General features: G+C 33.5%; 10 protein-coding genes. 8 read left to right on the forward strand and 2 right to left on the reverse strand.

Annotation, left to right across the window (positions count from 1 at the left end; all coding sequences use genetic code 11):
• Nucleotides 1–124 precede the first annotated feature (124 nt).
• The 8 genes from LL966_RS04545 to nagB all read left to right on the forward strand — a co-directional run bounded on the left by LL966_RS04545 (nucleotide 125) and on the right by nagB (nucleotide 18446).
• On the forward strand, nucleotides 125–3646 hold the full coding sequence (locus LL966_RS04545) for a SusC/RagA family TonB-linked outer membrane protein (protein WP_229350629.1): 3522 nt from the start codon (nucleotides 125–127) through the stop codon (nucleotides 3644–3646).
• Between the two features lie 9 nt (nucleotides 3647–3655).
• Nucleotides 3656–5053: a RagB/SusD family nutrient uptake outer membrane protein gene (locus tag LL966_RS04550; RefSeq protein WP_229350632.1), complete on the forward strand. Its 1398-nt coding sequence runs from the start codon at nucleotides 3656–3658 to the stop codon at nucleotides 5051–5053.
• A gap of 59 nt (nucleotides 5054–5112) precedes the next feature.
• A complete protein-coding gene (locus tag LL966_RS04555; RefSeq protein WP_229350635.1) occupies nucleotides 5113–7122 on the forward strand; it encodes a TlpA family protein disulfide reductase in 2010 nt (669 codons plus the stop codon).
• Nucleotides 7122–8537 (forward strand): alpha/beta hydrolase family protein, encoded by a 1416-nt coding sequence (locus LL966_RS04560; RefSeq protein ID WP_229350637.1) that lies wholly within the window; start codon nucleotides 7122–7124, stop codon nucleotides 8535–8537. The genes LL966_RS04555 and LL966_RS04560 overlap by 1 nt, the downstream gene beginning before the upstream one ends.
• A 182-nt stretch (nucleotides 8538–8719) precedes the next feature.
• A complete protein-coding gene (locus tag LL966_RS04565; protein WP_229350639.1) occupies nucleotides 8720–10798 on the forward strand; it encodes a protein-disulfide reductase DsbD family protein in 2079 nt (692 codons plus the stop codon).
• A gap of 224 nt (nucleotides 10799–11022) precedes the next feature.
• The gene (locus LL966_RS04570; protein ID WP_229350641.1) at nucleotides 11023–13845 is read left to right on the forward strand and encodes a M16 family metallopeptidase; all 2823 of its coding nucleotides are present in this window, start codon (nucleotides 11023–11025) and stop codon (nucleotides 13843–13845) included.
• Nucleotides 13846–14296: 451 nt separating this feature from the next.
• Nucleotides 14297–16390 carry an alpha-L-fucosidase gene (locus LL966_RS04575; protein ID WP_229350643.1) on the forward strand — a complete coding sequence of 698 codons (2094 nt, stop codon included), beginning with the start codon at nucleotides 14297–14299 and terminating at the stop codon, nucleotides 16388–16390.
• Between the two features lie 142 nt (nucleotides 16391–16532).
• Nucleotides 16533–18446, forward strand: coding sequence for a glucosamine-6-phosphate deaminase (gene nagB, locus LL966_RS04580; protein ID WP_229350645.1), 1914 nt, complete (start codon nucleotides 16533–16535; stop codon nucleotides 18444–18446).
• A gap of 331 nt (nucleotides 18447–18777) precedes the next feature.
• Here the strand turns inward: nagB and LL966_RS04585 are convergent, their stop codons facing one another.
• Both LL966_RS04585 and LL966_RS04590 read right to left on the reverse strand, forming a co-directional pair.
• Entirely contained in the window at nucleotides 18778–19491 is a 714-nt protein-coding gene (locus tag LL966_RS04585) for a LytR/AlgR family response regulator transcription factor (RefSeq protein WP_229350646.1), read from the reverse strand.
• A 70-nt stretch (nucleotides 19492–19561) separates the two neighbouring features.
• Nucleotides 19562–20620, reverse strand: a complete 1059-nt coding sequence (locus LL966_RS04590) for a sensor histidine kinase (protein ID WP_229350648.1) — start codon at nucleotides 20618–20620, stop codon at nucleotides 19562–19564.
• Nucleotides 20621–20681: the final 61 nt, after the last annotated feature.

The raw sequence follows: 20681 nt of genomic DNA on the forward strand, positions 1-20681 counted from the left end.
TTCAGTCGAAAAAAAGAGTTCGAAATCAATTAACCAACCAAAACATTTTAAAAGTATGAAAAAAAACCTATCCGCAAAAGATTGTGGGGTAAAATCCGCGCTTTGGGATAAATTTCTTGACCTAATGAAGAAATCCCTAATATTATCGATATTTCTTTTTAATATAGTCGCTTTTGCTTATGCGCAAAAAGTAACTATAAATGCAAGAAACCAATCTGTATCTGCCGTTTTAAAAACTATTACAAGAAAAACCAATGTTGAATTTTTCTATAGCGATGATGTTTTTGACGCACAGAGAAGAGTAGATATTTCTGTAAATAAAGCCGATGTTATGGCTGTTATTAAAGAACTAATTGGGGATAATTATAAAGCAGAATTTGTAAATAATAAGTTGATTGTTATTGCATTAAATCCAAAAGTAAAAACAAACCAAACTTCTATATTAGAAGAAAAAGTAAAAATTAAAGGAGTTGTGACCAATGCCAAAAAAGAATTCTTAATTGGGGCAACTATTTGGGTAAAAGGCACTAAAGATGCAGCGATTACCAATTTTGATGGTTCTTACGAAATTATGGCCAAAAAAGGAGATGTTCTTGTTATTGAATATTTAGGATACAAAAAAACAGAAGTTACCGTTACCGATAGCCTAATCATTAATCCGATTTTATTGGAAGATGTTAGTAAATTAGATGAAGTAAAAATTGTTTCTACAGGATATCAAAAAATTGATAAAGAGCGCTCTACAGGATCTTTTGTAACCATTACGGCTAAAGATTTAGAAAAAGTTCCCATAAATAACGTGCTTCATAGATTAGAAGGTCAGGTTGCTGGTTTGCAATTGGACGTTCAAGACTCTGATAACTCTTTTGTTTACAGTAATACCTTTGGAAAAAACGAGGGAAAATTTAGCTATAACGTTGCCATTAGAGGAACATCTACTTTTGCTTCTGCAGATTCTAATACTATGCCATTAATAGTACTTGATGGTACGCCTACAGAACTAGACATTAGAACTATAAATCCAAATGATATTGAGAAAATCACCTTTTTAAAAGATGCAGCATCAGCTTCTATCTATGGTGCGAGAGCGGCAAACGGAGTAATAGTAATTGATACTAAAAAAGGAAAACAAGGGAAAACAAGAATTAATTTTTCTCAAAATTATGGTTTTTCAAACAAACCTTCTTTATCAAAATTACCATTGATGAATTCCTCTCAGGTATTGAATTTAGAGCAGGAGTTTGTAGATAAAAATCTAGTTACTGATCCAGCAAGTGTAACATATATGTTAACTACTCCAGTAAGTCAGGGAATGGATTTAATGTTTAAGTACAAACGTGGTGAAATATCCCAAGCGCAAAGAAATGCTGGTTTAGATGTTTTACGTAATCGTAATACTTACGGACAAGCAGAGCAATATTTGCTTCAAGCTTCATCTACTCAAAACTATGATTTGTCATTTAGCGGGGCAGAAAACGATTATTCATATTTTATGTCGGGGTCTTATTCTAAAGAAGAAACTCAGTCAAAAGGAAGTGATGGACAGCGTTTAACTTTATTATCAAATCAGGATTTTAAGCTTTTCAATTATGTAAAAATGACAACAAGCTTAAGAGGTTCGATTTTTAAATACAATAAAAATAGTTTAGGACTTTCTCCATTAGGGATATCATTAAATACGTTGTTGCCTTACGATCAGATTGTTGGAGATGACGGGAATTCGGTAGATTACTACCATCGTTATTACAGCGGACAAACTATTCCGTTGGAGCAAGCGGGGTATTTACCATGGACTTACAATTATATAGATGAATTAAATAATTCTGATAGAACAGCAGAGGAACTAAATTTTGGAGCCACTATTTCGGCTACTGTTCCTTTGTTGAAAGGATTAGATGCGGTTGGAACTTATTCTATAGAAAATGGACGTTCTTCAAACGATAATATGTTTAATCAGGATACCTATTCTACACGTGATAGAATCAACTCGGCGACATCTATAAATAGTAATGGTGATTTAGTTTATGGAATTCCGAAAGGAGGAATTTATCAGAACAACGAATTTGGAACAAGCAGTTATACTGTAAGGGGACAATTAAATTATGATGGCATTATTGGTCAGGATCATTTGATTAATGTAATGGGAGGTATTGAGGCGAGACAAACAAGAGAAAGCCAAGACCTCAGAACATTATTCGGTTATAATCCAAAGACTCAAACTTCTATAGATTTGCCATCACAAAATTATATTGATGTAAACGGATTTAATCGAACCATGACTTATGGTAACGAGCATAAAGATGTACGCAGAAGATTTTTATCGTACTATACAAATGCTGGTTATACCTTTAAGAATAGATATACAATTACTGGAAGTGCGCGCTTAGACGACTACAACAATTTTGGTGTAGATAAAAGATTAAGAAGAACGCCACTATGGTCAACAGGAGCAAAATGGAATATTAAAGACGAATCTTTTCTTAAAAACGTTGAGTTAATTAACAGTTTAAGTTTAAGAAGCAGTTATGGTTATAATGGAAACATCAATTTAGAAGTTTTTCCTTTTACCAATATAAGCTTAAGTAATGCAGATACATTTTCGCAACTACCATACGCTTTTATCTCGCAACCTGCAAATCCTAATTTACGTTGGGAGAAAACAGCAATCCTTAACTTGGGAGTAGATTTTTCCATCTTAAACAGTAGATTAAGCGGATCGGTAGAATATTATAAAAAGAACAGTAAAGACTTGATTGTTGATTTCCCAATTTCACCATTTTATGGTATTCAGAATAACAATTTAAGACAAAATGCGGCAACTTTAGCAGGAAAAGGAGTAGATGTAAGTTTAAACGGTATTATTCTTAAGACTAACAATTTTTCTTGGAGTTCGGCTCTTGTCGTGACTTATAATAAAACAGAAGTAACCGATTCTCGTTTTACAAATTTTAGTCAGTATTTAAATGGTTCAGGAGGAACACCTCCGGTTGAAGGCTATCCTTTAGGCAGTGTATTCGCGTTTAGATCAGCGGGATTGGATGCAACGGGCAGAACTCAGGTGTATGATAAATCAGGTAATATTGTTAACTCTTTTACTTCATTAAAAGAAATTGATGATATGAAATATATGGGAACCAACATTCCAGCATACTACGGAAGTTTGAATCATACCTTCACTTATAAAAAATTGTCATTGTTTATTTTGGCAACCTATAAGTTTGATTATGTGTTGTTTAAACCAACTTATGGTGGTTATGTAAGTAGAACAGGTAGATTTAATCAATACGATTTAAATACAGATATCGATCAAAGATGGAGAAATCCAGGAGATGAGGCTACAACATCGGTACCTGGAATTGTGGGTTCAAGCGGTATGAGTTATATAAGATATTTAAATTCAGATAATAGAGTTATAGAAGGAGATCATATTCGTTTTCGTGAACTTTCACTTAAATATGATTTACGAGATTTAATCAATTCGGGAGCTGTAAATGGTGCTTCGGTAACTTTTACTGCTAGAAATCTTGGTTTCTTCTGGAGAAAAAACAAAGACGGTTTAGATCCTGACTTTTTACCATATACCGGAACTAATATGAAATTACCTGCAATGGCAATGTATTCAATTGGTTTTAATGTTAATTTTTAATTTTTAAAGATGAAAAAATATTTAAAATACATCGCTTTAGCAACTTTCGGAGCAATCGTTTTAAGTTGTGACAATTATGTGGACATCAAGACTGAAGGGAGGTTAATACCTGAAGAAACTGAAAATTACAGATATCTTTTGCAGAATTCATATCAATTTGATCTCACCTATGGTGCTGTAGATGTAGCATCGGATGATATCAGTTTTCAAAATGGTACCCAAACAACAGAACTAGCAGCTTCAGATTATTATCGTCCATTTGTTAATTTGTATAAGTGGGCGGATCAAATTTATTTTGATGGTGAAGTAGATTATAATATGAATGGTATGTACAGTGCATTGTACAATAGTAATATTGTGATTAATGAAGTAATGCAAAGCAAAAAAGGAACGGAAGCTGAAAAATTAGCCATAAAAGGGGAAGCACAAGTACACCGTGCGTATATCTTTTTAACCTTAGTGAATACTTTTGGAAAAGCTTATGATCCAGCAACTGCATCAACAGATTTAGGAATTGTACTTTTTACAACTCCAACAGTATCTGATGATATCAGAAGAACTTCAGTTCAAAACGCTTATGATATTATTTTAAGTGATTTGAATGATGCTGTAAATTCAGGATTAAAACCAATTAATTCGGGCACCAATGTTGCATTTCCTTCTAGAGCTTCGGCATATGCGCTTTTAGCAAGGACTTATTTGTATATGCGTAACTATCCAATGGCTTTAGAAAATGCAGAAAAAGCATTGGCTATTCAAAGTACATTAAACAATTATGAAGATTATGAATTTAATGCTTTTCCAACCAGAAGATTTGATAAGGAACTAATTTTATCAAAATGGAACGGATACACCTCTTTAAGTTATGCACCACAAATTCTATCATTAAGTAATGAATTAATAAGTTCATTTGACACAAACGATTTGCGTTATGTATTGCTTACACAACCAACAAGCAGTTTTAATTCTAATTATACCATCGGAAGAACTTATGCTAAGGAAGGATTGACAGGAGAAAGCCGAAACGGCGGTCCAACAGTTGCAGAAATGATGCTAATTAAAGCAGAGTGTTTGGCAAGAGCTGGTTCTGGCAATTTAGCAATCGCTGAAATCAATAAATTAAGGCAAAAAAGATTTAGAGCATCACAATATGTTGCCCTGACTGCAACAGACAGCAAAGATGCTTTAATCAAAGTTTTAGCAGAAAGAAGAAGAGAATTAATGGGACAAGGTGGTTTTAGATGGTTTGATTTAAAACGATTAAACAAAGAACCTGAATTTGCTAAAACGATTACGCATGCTTTTGCTGGACAAACATTTACACTAGCGCCAAACAGCGATCGTTACCAAATGCCGTATGCTCCAATTTATTATGATTACGCACCAAACTTACAACAAAATCCATAATTAGATTAATTAATAAAGTGCACTCAAAATCACTTTGAGTGCACTAAATTCAAAAAAAAATGAAAAAATTAAAACTGGTACTCTTCCTTTTAAGTATAACAACGAGTTTATTGGCACAAGATGCGGCGCCATTTCAGAAAATTGTGCTTTCTCCGGAACATCCAAATCCAGGAGATGAGATTACTATAACCTATAATGCAGCTAACGGACCATTAGCGAATGCTATGTATGTTAATGGAGTGGTCTATACTTTTGATAATTTTAAATGGCTTGCAACTGATATCACCTTAAAAGCTGCTGGAGATAAAAAATGGGAAACCAAAATGAAGCTTTCTGATCATGCCTCTTTTATTAACTGTGTTTTTAAATCGGATACCATTGTAGACAAAGGAGAAAAAATGCCTCATGCTTATATGTTTGCACAAGTTCCTGGAGCTTATACAGGCTGGGGAATTTTGCGAAGCAGAGCTTTTGAGAATGAAGTTCCAAATGTAGTTCATGATAGTGCCTACATCGCCGATCAGGTCGGATTGATGTGGATAAATTACGAATTGCAATATCATCCGGAATCTCGTAAAAAGATTTTTTATTACGGATTAAAACTAAAGCAACTTTCATCTGGTCAGGATCAATCTGTAGCAATTAAGAAAGAATTACGAGGTTTATTAGCAGATGGCAATCTGGATCACACAACGCAATATGATATTCAGAAGACTTTGTCTTTATTGCAAAATCCATCGGACAAAGTTTTTACAGATTCTGTTCAAAAGGTGTTAGTTACCAAATATCCTTTAGGTGTTTTAGCAAGAGACAAACAAATTCAGGAGATAGTTAGAGAAGTTGATTTTGCAAAAAAAGTAAAATTATATGCTGATTTTGAAAAGAACTTTCCTCAAAACAAATTTGAAGATGTGTATACAGATTTAGAAAGTTTATTCTATGATAAAATGGTTAAATCGATTGTATACGGATATATTGTAAATAACAAAGATTACAATTATGCACTTAATAGTGTAAAAACGGTTTCTTTTGGGAACTTATTAGATTACCACTGGCATTTAGTTTCTATTCCTTTTGACAGAGACAGAGAAGGAACTGAAAAAGCGTCTATAGAAACATTGAAGAAATATGCAGATATTTTTATGGGCGAAATGGAAAAAAGGCTAACATCTGTTCCAAAAATGTACGTTGGAAAATTATCATTAAAAGAATGGCAGGAGCAGGCTTTGCAAATGATGGCAAGAGAATATTTTACTTACGCTAAATTGGCAGAAGTGACAAAAAACTATGATGTAGAAGAAAAATATTTGGCAAAAATAAAACCACTTTACGGTTATAATGATGCTACATACAATGAAGTTTACAGTAGAATGTTGTTAAGAAAAGGGCAAACAGCAGATGCTAAAAATTATATGGCACTTGCGGTAAAACAAAATCAGGTAACACCTGAAATGTTAGCTTCAATAAAAGCAATTTATTTAAAAGAAGGTGGAGCAGAAGCTGGTTTTGATGCCTACTTACAATCTTTAAAATCTATCAGTAATATAGAAGAGCATAAAAAGAAAGTAATTTCAGAATTAATAAATCTTCCAATTGCTGGTTTTGAATTAGAAAGCAGCAAAGGCGGAACAGTTAAACTGGCCGATCAAAAAGGAAAAATTGTAGTATTAGATTTCTGGGCTATGTGGTGCGGACCATGTAAAAATGCTATGCCAGGAATGCAGATGGCGGTTGAAAAATACAAAAAAGATCCGAATGTAAAGTTCTATTTTGTAGATACACAGGAATATATCAAAGATTATAAAGCACAAACTCAGGCATTCATCAAAGAAAAAGGATTTGATTTTAATGTGCTTTACGATGGAAAAAATCCTAAAACCGGAAAAATGGATGTGGCTTACGAGCAGTACTCAAAAGCATTTCAATTTTCTGGAATCCCGGAGAAAATGATTATCGATGAAAAGGGAAAATTACGTTGGATGTCAAATGGTTATTTTGGAAGTCCAAGCGAATTAGTAGACGAAATTTCAATTATAATTGAGTATTTAAAGTCGGAGAATAAAAAATAATGAAAGCTTCAATAAAAAAATATATAAAAAGAAACTTAACTTTTTTAAGTTTCTTAATGATGACCAGCCAGTATAGTTTTGCACAAACTATCTGGCAGGGCCAGCATCATTCGTATCGTATTATTCTATCGGGCGATTTGGCAAAATACAAAACAGATTCGCTAAGTGTAAATATCCCCGAATTAGATATCAATAAAAAAGTAGTCACAACTGTAAAAGGAGATAGTATATCTTTTAAAAATGAGATGTATGGTTTCAATTTCAAAGGAAAATATAATGACGATAAAAGTGCTATTTCAGGTATTTTTAATTATTATTCTATTCCAAATGCCTCAATTGTTTTAAAGAAAGAAAAAGAAATTCAGCCTTTGTTTTTTTCACAGCATCCTAAAAAGCCCTATCCGTATCAGGTAATTGATATGACATTTCTTGGAAAAAACACCAAACTCACTTACGGAGCGACATTAACAATTCCGAACAATACAAAGAAATATCCTTTAGCGATTTTAATTTCCGGAACAGGACAGCACGATCGTAATTACACTTATATGGGAAGAGAATCTTTTACAGTTCTTGCCGATTATCTTGCTCGAAACGGAATTGCTTCTTTACGCGTAGACGATAGAGGAAAAGGCAAAACAACTGGCGATTTTGAAACCGCAACAACTGGCGATTTTGCTAATGATGTTGAGGAACAAATTGCTTACTTAAAAAGTGATAAAAACATAGATCCATCGTTTATTGGAGTTATTGGCCACAGCGAAGGCGGTATGATTGCCTCAATTGTAAGTTCAAGAAACAAAGACGTAAAATTTATGATTAGTCTTTCTGGCGTTGGCGTAAGCGGTTTAGAAATGCTTAATCTTCAAAATACAGCAATTCTAAAAAGTTATAATTTTTCGGATAAAGTGGTTGCCAAACAGATGGAAATGTACAATATCATGTTCAAGGTTGTTTATGATTCCAAAGACAATGAATCTGCACAACCTGCAATGGAAGTAAAGTTAAAAGAATGGATGCAGAAACAAGATACCACAACTTTAAAAGAAGTTCAAATGTGGGACGGACGCGATCAGACTTTTTTATATCGTTATGGAAAAGACGCTGATAGAAAATGGTATCGCTACACGATTCATTATAAACCAGAAAATTATCTTCCGAAAATTACAGTTCCGGTATTTGTAGCAAATGGAGATAAAGATATTCAGGTTCCAGCTCTTGAAAATATTAATTCATTCAAAAAATATCTGGGAACAAAAGATTTGACAACCAAGATTTATCCAGGATTAAACCATATGTATCAGCATTGTAAGACTTGTACGCAGAAAGAAGTTTCAGAACTCGATGAAGTTTTTGCCGAAGAAGTTTTAGACGATATTTCAAAATGGATTTTGGCTCGATATAAAAAATCCTAGTTTGTCACCCTGAGCGAAGTCGAAGGGCGATCCAATTGAAACGTGGGCTTCGACTCCGCTCAGCCTGACAATCGATATTTTTTTAAGTAAGCATAGTCTTGTCACCCTAAGCGAAGTCGAAGGGCTCAAAGATTGGGAAATCTAAAATCCAAATTCTAAGATCTAAATTCAATATTTTCATCATGAAAAAATTATTCTTTTTTATCGCAACATTCTTTGCGGTAAGCAATCTTACTGCCCAAATTTACGATCCAGTTTCGTTTACTACTTCAGTAAAAGAATTAGGGGAAAACAAATATACGTTGTCGATAATTGCCAAGATAGACAAGGGCTGGCACATATATTCACAAAATGTACCACAAGGCGGACCAGCGCCAACAAGTTTTACTTTTCAGCCTTCAAAAAATTATAAAAAAACTGGTGCTGTAATTGAACCAAAAGGACATGAAGTAGATGATCCTGTTTTTCAGATGCGTATTAAATTTTTTGAAGACAAAGCTATTTTTACACAAAATATCGAACGAAAAACAAACGACGCTTTTACAATAGATGCAGCTGTGTTTTTTATGGTTTGTAATGATAACAGCTGTCTGCCACCAGGAGAAAAGGAAGTAAAATTCACGTTCAAAAAATCGGACACGCCAATTCAAAATGCAGAAACTGCAAGCGCATTAACAGAACAAAAAAATACAGATTTGTCTTCAAAAGACGAATCAATTACTAGACAGGATACCACAAACAACACAACAGATTCTGTTACAATAGCCAGCAAAGACACTCCAGAAATTTTAAATAATTCGGTTAGCACCGTTTCATCGGTTTCCTCTCCTGTGAAAGCAGAAGAAAGTCTTTTGAAACTATTTTTCTTTAGTTTTTTAGGAGGTCTTGCGGCTTTATTTACGCCTTGCGTTTTCCCAATGATTCCAATGACGGTTAGTTTTTTTACCAAACAAAGTAAAAATAAGGCAGCTGGAATTAGAAATGCGATGATGTACGGTATTTTTATCATTGTAATTTATGTAATTCTAGGAAGTTTAGTTACGGCGATTTTTGGAGCAGATGCTTTAAATGCTTTGGCTACAAATGTTATTTTTAATATTGTTTTCTTCTTGCTTTTATTGGTTTTTGCATTGTCTTTTTTAGGTGCTTTCGAAATTGTTTTACCAAGTTCATGGCTGACTAAAATTGATCAGAAATCAGAAATTGGAGGTGCTTTTGGCATTTTCTTTATGGCATTGGCATTAGCCGTAGTTTCATTTTCTTGTACAGGTCCAATTGTAGGAACCTTATTAGTTCAAGCGGCAAGTCAGGCGGGAATTGCACCAATTATTGGAATGCTAGGATTTTCTTTAGCAATTGCATTGCCGTTTACTTTGTTTGCGGCATTTCCGGGTTGGATGAATTCGCTTCCAAAATCGGGAGGATGGTTAAACTCAGTTAAAGTCGTTTTGGGCTTTTTAGAATTGGCTTTAGCCTTTAAATTCTTAAGTAATGCCGACTTAGTTTTACAATTACATCTATTAGAACGAGAAGTGTTTCTAGCAATTTGGATAGCGATTTTCACTGTATTAGCATTTTATTTATTTGGAAAAATCCAATTGTCGCATGATTCGCCAGTAACTCATATTTCTGTTGGAAGACTGAGTTTAGGAATTATCGTTTTATCATTTGTAGTATATATGATTCCAGGACTTTGGGGCGCTCCGTTGCAATACATCAGCGGTTTTCCGCCAGCAAAACAATATAGTGAATCGCCAAATGGCTTTGGAAATGCAGTAGTTCAAAATGCAGAACAATCTTCTCTTCCAGAAGGTGCAGAAAGCGGTCCAAACGGAATTCAAACTTTTCATGATTATGACAAAGGTTTAGCTTACGCGAAAAAAGTAAACAAACCCGTAATGATTGATTTTACAGGTTATGCCTGTGTAAATTGTCGAAAAATGGAAGAACGCGTTTGGCCAGATCCCAAAGTTTTAAATGTTTTAAATAATGATGTCGTGCTGATTTCGTTGTATGTTGATGATAAAAGACCTTTGCCAAAAGAGGAGCAGGCTGTTTCTAAGATTACGGGTAAAGTTTTGAAATATACAGGACAAAAATGGAGTGAACTTCAAATTTTAAAATACAAAACCAACGCGCAGCCGTATTACGTTTTAATGGATCATAACGAAAAGGATTTAAATAAACCATCGGCTTATAATCCAGATATTAATGCATATTACGAATGGCTTCAAGAAGGAATTCTGAATTTTAAAAAATAATATGAAACGTTGAGGTAGTTTTTTTAACACATAGAATCATAGATTTTAATTCTTTTGAAAAGATTATAAAAGAGAAACTAGTTTCTCAACACATAGCTTTGGGTAAGTTGAAACATCCTACGCTATGTTTATTTAAACAAATGAAATACCTTTAAAAGACAATCAAAGTTCTATGATTCTATTTGTTTAGAAAAATAAACTCAACAATAAAAATAACTATCTAAATGAAAATTTTTCACTCAAAATATTGGCTTTTAGCTCTATTTATAGGGTTTAAAAGCGCGGCTCAGTTTACAAGCACCATTCCGCTGAGTAAAGATGTTGTTTCGGGACAATTGAAAAACGGAATGAAATATTATGTGCTTCATAACGAATTTCCAAAAGATCGTGTTTGTTTCTATTTTGCCCAAAATGTTGGAGCAATTTTAGAAAACGACGATCAAAACGGTTTAGCGCATTTCTTAGAACATATGGCTTTTAACGGAACTAAAAACTTTGAAGGAAAAGGTATTATCGATATGCTGGAAAAAAAAGGTGTAAGTTTTGGTAAAGATATAAATGCCTACACGGCACAGGATCAAACCGTTTACAACTTAAGTAATGTACCAGCAAACGATTCAAAACTAATTGATTCTTGTCTTTTGGCATTGCACGATTGGTCTGGTTTTCTTTCTTTAAAAGAAGCAGAAATAGATGCAGAACGCGGTGTAATTCGAGAAGAATGGCGCACAAGACGTAACTCAGATTTCAGACTTAGATTAGAAACCGATAAAACGCTTTATAAAGGTTCAAAATATGCCAAACGCGATGTAATTGGTGATTTAAATATCATTAATAATTTTGACTATCAAGTTCTTAGAGATTACTATAAAAAATGGTACCGTCCAGATTTACAAGCTGTTATTGTAGTTGGCGATATTGATGCAAAAGAAATTGAAAAGAAGATTATTGAAACTTTTTCTTCAATAGAAATGCCGAAAAATCCCGCAGAACGTTATTACGTTTCAGTTCCGAAAAATAAAGGAATGGAATATGTTTTGGCAAAAGACAAAGAAGCGCAGGAAACATCAATTGTAGTTTATTATAAGAAGGAATATGATAAAGTAAAGAATAACGAAACTATTAGAAGAGATTTGGTGAATAATCTTTGTACAGATATGATGAACAGACGTTATCAGGAATTTATTCAGAATAATGAAACGGCTGTTTTAGGAATAGGAACAGGGATTTCAGAAGTTTCAAGATTGACAAATTCCTACTATTTATATGTAACTCCAAAAAATAATAAAACACTTGAAGGTTTCAAAGAAATGATGATTGAAACAGAAAAAGCTGTTCGTTACGGATTCACACAGAAAGAATTAGATCGTAATAAAGAAGCTGTTTTGAGTTCTTATGAAAACCTTTTGAAAAATAAAGACAAATTTGAGAGCGATGAATTATCAGAAGAATTAGTCGAATATTTCTTGAAAGCGATTCCGTTTGAAAGTATCGAAACACAATACGAAAACGTCAAAAAGAGATTAGCCTCAATTACACTTTCAGAAATTAATCAAGCGGTTAAAAAATTGCAGACTGCAGATAATATTGTAATGACGGTTACGGGTCCTGATAAAAGCGATGTTGTTTATCCGACGAAAGAAGATTATCTGAAAATCATGGCAGAAGTTAAGAAAATGCCACTCGAAAAGTATAAAGAAACAGATACAGACCAGCCTTTAATTGCAGCAGATTTAAACGGTTCTAAGGTTATAAAAGAAGATCCGATTGAAGGAATTAAAGGTGCCAAAAGTTATGTTTTAGGAAATGGTGCCAAGATTGTTTTATATCCAACAACTTTAGCAAAAGACGAAATTTTGTTTTCTGCTTTTAGTTTTGGCGGAAGTTCATTAGTTAAAACAGCAGATATTCCGTCATCGCAAATCGCTGTTAGTTTAGTTGAAAATTCAGGTTTAGGTAATTTTAAAAGCACTGATTTAAAAGATAAATTGAACGGTAAAATTGCGAATGTAAAACCATACATCTCAGAGTTGACAGAAGGTTTTCAGGGTTCAAGTAACCAAAAAGATTTTGAAACTTTATTACAGCTGGTGTATTTGTATTTTGAACAGCCAAGGTTTGATAAAGATTCTTACGGAAGAATGTTGACAGGTTTTGAAAATTCATTGGAAAACACAGCCAATACCAATCCGAAAGTTTTTCAGGACACAATTTCGCAATTAAACTACAATCATAATAAACGTGTGCCTTTATTTAATGAGGAATTCTTGAAAAGATTAAGTTTCGAAAAAGCTTCAGAATTGTACAAAGAAAGAATTCAGAACGCAGCAGATTTTACTTTTGTATTTACTGGAAATCTTCCTGAAAATGCAATTTCACTTCTTGAAAAATATATTGGAAGTATAAAATCAGATGCAGATAAAAAAGAAAATTTTGTAGACAATCATTTAGATCCGGCGTCTGGAATCGCAAAGCAGTTATTGGTTCGCGAAATGAATGTACCAAAAGCAAGTGTTTATATTCGATTTGTAAAACAATTTCCATACAACTATAAAAATGTATTTACAATGCATATTTTATCAGAATTGCTGTCTAAAAAGTATTTGGATTTAATTCGTGAAGAAGAGGGCGGAAGTTATGGCGTTCATGTATCGAATTCGGTAAATCGTTTACCATCAGACGAATATTCAATGACAATCAATTTTGACAGTGATCCAGAAAAGGAAGAAAAACTGACTAAAATTGTTTACGAACAAATCGCTTTAATGCAGCAAAAAGAAGTAAACGAAGATGATATTCAATCGATAAAAAATACTGTTTTAAAAGGCAGAGCAGAAAAAGTCTTAAATAACGGATTCTGGATGAGCAGTTTAAATAATATGATTATGAACAACGAAACGTTCAAAGATGATGCTGTTTACAAGAAAACCTTAAACGAAATAACTACAGCCGATTTAAAAGCTTTCGCTAAGGAATTCTTTGCAAAACCGAGCACGGTTGAAGTCATTATGAAATCGAAAACGGATAGTAAAGCAACACAATATTAGCATACATTGGTTTTTCATTTTTTAAGGAGTATTTTGAATTAGTAAGCATATATACAACTAACTTGAAAAACCTATAGAGAGCTGTTTTTAGGAACAGCTCTTTTTTTTGTTTTTTTGTTAACCGAAGTAATAGTTTTCACTTTTCGGATCATTTTATCATTCCGTAGGAATGTCTGGTCGGTAGAAAAAATAGTTCATCCCATTCATTTTACGTTCCGTAGGAACGTCTGATTTTCTAATTGTTTAAAATAGGAACGTCAAAACAAACGTTCCTACGGAACGTAAAATGACGGTAACATCAAAATTTTCTACCGATGAAATGTTCCTACGGAACAAAAAACAATTTTAAACCAAAATGCTATTAAATTTGCTGTTGGTCGAAATTTTACACATCAGAAATTCAATTTATACTACATTTATACCTTATAGACTATTTTAAAGCAGATCAGCAATGAAAAAAATTTACCTTTCTTTATGTCTTTTTGGTGTCATTTTTAGCAGTTCGGGACAGGAATTTGCCAATTCGCCAAAGCCTTTTGGGCCAGTTCCGACTCAAAAACAAATCGATTGGCAGGAAATGGAATTCTATGCTTTTGTGCATTTTTCATTAAACACTTTTACCAATAAAGAATGGGGTTTCGGAGACGAATCGCCAGAACTTTTCAATCCGTCGCAATTAGACGTTCGTCAATGGGCACGCGTGGCAAAAGAAGCCGGAATGAAAGGAATTATTTTGGTTGCTAAACATCACGATGGTTTTTGCCTTTGGCCATCAGCTTATACGGAACGTTCAGTTAAAAATTCACCTTGGGAAAACGGAAAAGGAGATTTGGTAAAAGAACTGGCTGCGGCTTGTAAAGAATACGATTTAAAATTAGGATTATACCTCTCGCCTTGGGACAGAAATCATCCGCAATATGGAAAACCTGAATATGTGACGTATTTCAGAAATCAATTAAAAGAATTATTGACCAATTACGGCGATGTTTTCGAAATGTGGTTTGATGGTGCAAACGGTGGTGACGGCTATTATGGCGGGGCAAATGAGACCAGAAAAATCAATTCGCTTACTTATTATAATTGGGATGAAACCTATAAATTAATTTACGATATCGCACCAAAAACCTTAGTTTGGGGCGTTGGGCCATCTGAAGCAAGATGGATTGGAAATGAAGAAGGACGTGCAGGGAAAACCAATTGGTCGTTATTGCGACAAAAAGATGAATTGGCTGGAAAAGTACATTACAGCGAATTTATGTCTGGACACGAAGATGGAGAAAAATGGGTTCCTGGAGAAGCAGACGTTTCCATAAGACCAGGATGGTTTTATCATTCTGTTGAAGATGATAAAGTGCGTTCGCTTGACGAAATGGTCGATATTTATTACGAATCGATTGGGCGAAATGCGACTTTATTATTGAATCTTCCAGTTGATAAACGTGGTCTTGTTCATGAAAATGACGAAGCAAGATTGAAAGAATTGGTTGCCACTATAAAAGCCGATTTCAAAAAAGAAGTATTAGCAGGAACTAAAGTTCAAGCTTCAAATATTCGTACAAACGATTCTAATTTTGGACCTCAAAATACAATTGACGGTAATAAAAATACCTATTGGGCAACAGATGATAAAGTAAAACAAGCTTCAATCGAATTTACGTTTAAAAAACCAACGGCGATTAATAGACTTTTACTTCAAGAATATATTAAACTTGGGCAGCGTGTAAAAGCATTTTCTGTCGAAGCAAAAGTAGATGGACAATGGAAAATAATTGCCAATGAAACAACAATTGGTTACAAAAGAATTCTGCGTTTAGACCGAGTTATGGCTTCGGCAATCAGAGTGAATATTTTAGATGCCAAAGCAGGATTTGTAATCAGTACAATTGAAGCATTTAATGCACCGACTTTTGTGAAAGAACCACAAATTCTTCGCGATAAAAATGGTTTGGTTACGATTAAATCGGAAGATGGAAATGCGATCTATTATACTTTAGATGGAAAAAATCCTTCAGAAAAAAGCATTTTATATAAGGCTCCTTTTGCATATAATAAAGCGGTAGAAATCAAAGCAATTTCGAGAAATACGAAAGAGAAAATCAACAGTGCAGTAAAAATGGCAAAATACGGTGTTTCTAAAGAAAAATGGAGAGTGATTTCTATTTCGAGCGGAGATAATAAATCGGTTGAAAAAATCATAGATGGAGATGCTAATACAGCTTGGGGATTTGGAAATAATGAAAATAAATTGCCTCAAACCATTATTATTGATATGGGCGATTTAAGCACTATAAAAGGTTTCACCTATACGCCACAGCAAGTTGGAAGTAATTTGAGTCTGATTTCAAATTATGAGTTTTATACAAGTGAAGATAATATTACTTGGACAAAACAATCCGAGGGAGAATTTTCGAATATCAAACATAATCCAATTGAACAATTTAAGAGTTTTACTGCTGTAAAAGCAAGATTTTTAAGATTTGTGGCTACAGGAGCAGTAGGAAATAGCCAAACTGTTTCGATTGCTGAAATTGGAGTAATCGAATAAATGGTTTTTTAGACACGTTAAAAATAGTTTGATATTTATTATTTTGTCTTTTGCCGAAGCGCAATCGTTATTAGTCGAAATTTTAATAGGAAAGAGTAATTTAATTCTACTTTTATCTTACTAATTAAATGACACGCAGCAAATGATTAAAGAAGATATTGGTTTTAGAGAAGCTGGGAAATTTGAAGAAACTCGTTTCGAGAAAATTCATAATGTTATTTTCGAATCTTCGCAAGAAGCTTCTTTATTAGTGGCGCAGGAAATCGCTAATTTGATTCAGAGAAAAAACGAGCTTAACGAACCATGTGTTTTAGGTTTGGCTACAGGATCTTCTCCAATCAAAATTTACGAAGAATTAGTAAGAAAGCATAAAGAAGAGGGACTAAGTTTTGCAAACGTAGTAACTTTTAATTTGGATGAATATTATCCGATGGATAAAAATGATATTCAGAGTTATTATCATTTTATGCACGAGCATTTGTTCCATCATGTCAACATTCATCCAGAAAATATAAATATTCCAGATGGACACGTAAGTGCAGAGGAATTGCAGCAATATTGTATCGATTACGAAATGAAAATTAAGTCGTACGGCGGATTGGATTTTCAGCTTTTAGGAATCGGTAGAACTGGACACATCGGATTTAATGAACCAGGTTCTCATGTGAATTCTGGAACCAGAAGTATTACTTTGGATCATTTGACACGTGTCGATGCGGCTTCTTCTTTTTTAGGAATTGATAATGTTCCTAGAAAAGCGATTACTATGGGAATTGGAACTGTTAGAAATGCAAAAAGAATTGTTTTACTCGGTTGGGGAATCAGTAAAGCAGGAATTATAAAAAAGACAATCGAAGGGCAGGTTTCTTCGCAAGTTCCGGCTACGTATTTGCAAGAGCATCACAACACAACATTTGTTCTAGATACTGAAGCTTCGTCTGAATTAACACGTGTAAAAACGCCTTGGCTGGTAAAGTCTTGCGTTTGGACAGACGAATTAAAATTAAAAGCGGTAGCTTGGTTGAGTGAATTGACGAAGAAACCTTTCCTGAAACTGACCGATAAAGATTATAACGACAACGGAATGTCGAGTCTTTTGACGGAAGAGGGAACTGCATACGATTTGAACATTAAGATGTTTAATAAAATGCAGCAAACCATCACCGGATGGCCGGGCGGAAAACCTAACGCAGATGATACTTATAGACCGGAGCGTTCCACGCCGGAAAAGAAAAGAATCATTATTTTCAGTCCGCATCCAGATGATGATGTGATTTCGATGGGAGGAACTTTTGATCGTTTGGTTGAACAAGGACATGAAGTTCATGTGGCCTATCAGACTTCTGGAAATATTGCAGTTTCTAATGAAGAAGCTTTGAAATTTGCAGAGATTTCTAAAGCGGTAAGTCCAGATTCTAAACTTTCTCAGGAGATTGTTGATTTTCTTAAAAACAGAACAGGAACTGAAATAGATTCGCCTGAAGTTAGAAAATTAAAAGGATTAATTAGAAGAAGCGAATCTTTTGGAGCAACACGTTACATAGGTTTGCCTGATGCTAATGTACACTTTTTAGATCTTCCGTTTTACGAAACAGGAACGGTTAAGAAAAATAATCTTTCAGATGCAGATGTCGACATTATGTGTGACATTATAGAAAGAATAAAACCGCATCAAATTTATGCCGCCGGAGATTTAGCAGATCCGCACGGAACTCATAAAGTATGTTTAGACAGTTTGTTTGAGTCTTTAAAAAGACTAAAAAACGAAAGCTTTATGGATGATTGCTGGGTTTGGCTTTACAGAGGCGCTTGGCATGAATGGGAATCGTACCAGATCGACATGGCAGTACCAATGAGTCCTGACCAGGTTTTAAAGAAACGACATGCTATTTTTTATCACCAGTCTCAAAAAGACGGGGTTATGTTTCAAGGTGATGACAGCAGAGAGTTTTGGGTTCGAGTTGAAGACAGAAATAGATTGACTGCAGAAAAATATCATAGCTTAGGTTTAGCAGATTATTCGGCTATAGAAGCGTTTAAAAGATATCACTTTTAGTGGTTTTGCAGCAATAAAGATAATAGACTATTTCATGGTTTATTTTGGTTAGTTACCTATAATTGAGAGAAAATGCAGTCGTGGTTGGCTGCATTTTCGTTTTTTAAATGTTTTGTGTTTTTAAACCGCAAAGTTTTTTTTACCGCAAAGACGCAAAGATTTTACGCAAAGTTCGCAAAGTTTTTTTTGCTTAATCTTAAAGAAGAATAAAAAAGTTCGCAAAGCTTAGTAGGTAAGCTTTGCGAACTTTTTTATTCTCATTTTTTACACAATATAGAAATAAAATCTTTGTGAACTTTGCGTAAATCTTAGCGTCTTTGCGGTTAAATCATTAGATAGAAGAATTCAAAATTTTCTGTTTTACTTCATCAATATAAGATCTTCCTATAACGTATCGAAGTCCTTCAATTTCAATGCTATTTCCTTCTACAGCGTCAATTTTATCTATTGCAATCGTATAAGATCTGTGGATTCTGATAAAATCTCTTTCTGGTAATAAACTTGTAAAATCAGATAAAGTGCTATGAATGATAAACTTTCCAGAAGTGGTGCTTATTTTTAGATAATCTTTTAAACTTTCGATAACTAAAATTTCGTTCAAGAAAATTTTCTTCATTTTTTTCTTGTCGATTTTTACAAAAATAAAAGCGTTTTCTTTACTGTTTTCTGCAGGAAGTTTACTGGTATTATTAAGACGTTTGTTGATTTTATTTACCGCTTTCATTAATCTCGGAAACTCAATTGGTTTTACCAGATAATCTAAAACATCAAGTTCGTACGTTTCAATTGCAAATTGATCGTAAGCGCTTGTAATAATAAGCAAAGGCGGATTTTCTAAACTTTTAATAAAATTAATACCATCTAAAACAGGCATATTTATGTCTAGAAAAATTACATCAATCGTATTGTTTTTCAAGAAATTTAGCCCTTCAATAGAATTGCTGAAGGTGTTTATTAATTCTAAATCTTCAATCTGTTCAATATAATTTTTAATAACGTTTATTGCTAATGGCTCATCATCGATAATTAAACACTTTATTTTCATTTGCAAAATATTATTTAGGCCGATATGTGGTTTTTTGTAGGTATAGTTTTCTAAACTTGTAAAAGAGGGGCTACGTGACTTTTATAACTAGTTTAACGACAAAAATATTCTTTTTATTTTTAAATGAAAGCTTATAGTCGCTTTTATTATATCCTAATTCAAGTCTTTTTTTTACGTTCTCAATTCCTATACCACTTGACTTGTTAAAATTATCTTTATGTACGGTAATTTCAGGCATTGGGTTTGAAATGATGAAATACAGATAATCTCCTTTTACTTTGAAATTAATATCAATCACAACATTTCCGGTATTCTTGTTTACTCCATGTTTAAAGGCATTTTCGACGAAAGTCAAAAGTAAAACAGGTGAGATTTCTTTGTCATGTATATCACCAGAAATATACATATTAACTTCTAGGCGTTCTCCATTTCTAATTCTTTCCAAATCAAGATAATTCTGAATGCAGAGAATTTCATTTTCTAAAGACTGTTTTTTTTCTTTTGTTTCATAAAGCATGTATCGCATCAATTCGGAAAGCTTTAAAACTATTTTCGGAGTTTTATTTGATTTTTCTACAGAAAGAGAATAGATATTATTTAAGGTATTAAAGAAAAAGTGAGGCGAAATTTGAGATTTTAAAAACAATAATTCGGTTTCTAATTGTGATTTTTCAAGATCGGTTACACGTTTTTGCTCTTGCAATAAATCGAGCGTAATTTTAATGGCCGTAACAAAAGTCATTACATATAATTCTCCCATCATCATATCAATTGTATAATTTAGCGTAAGCGCATTGATGGTTTGCGGTCCTTCTGGCCAAACATTGTGTGTAATCAACAAATAAGTCAGATTAAATTTGATGACGACCATGACAAAAATGGCAGAAAGTACACTTATAATATATAGGAAGTATTTTTTACGATAAACCAAATGTGGCATTAATACCAAAATATTAAGGTAACATAAAGCCATGTGAATTGGGAAACCAAGTAAAGTTGTTTTTAGGGAGTAAACGTAATCGTTAAAATAGCTTCCCCAGCGGAACGTATTGAATACAAAATACGTCAGCCAGAAGTAAACATGATAGCGGATTGGTAATCTGTAAAGCTTGCTTGAGTTGAAAATCATATGAATATTTTAGAATGTCGTTTGTTACTATTTTTTGATGTTTAGAGCTGTTTAAATGTCG

It is taken from the genome of Flavobacterium chungbukense (assembly GCF_020805785.1).
Classification (GTDB): Bacteria; Bacteroidota; Bacteroidia; order Flavobacteriales; family Flavobacteriaceae; genus Flavobacterium; species Flavobacterium chungbukense.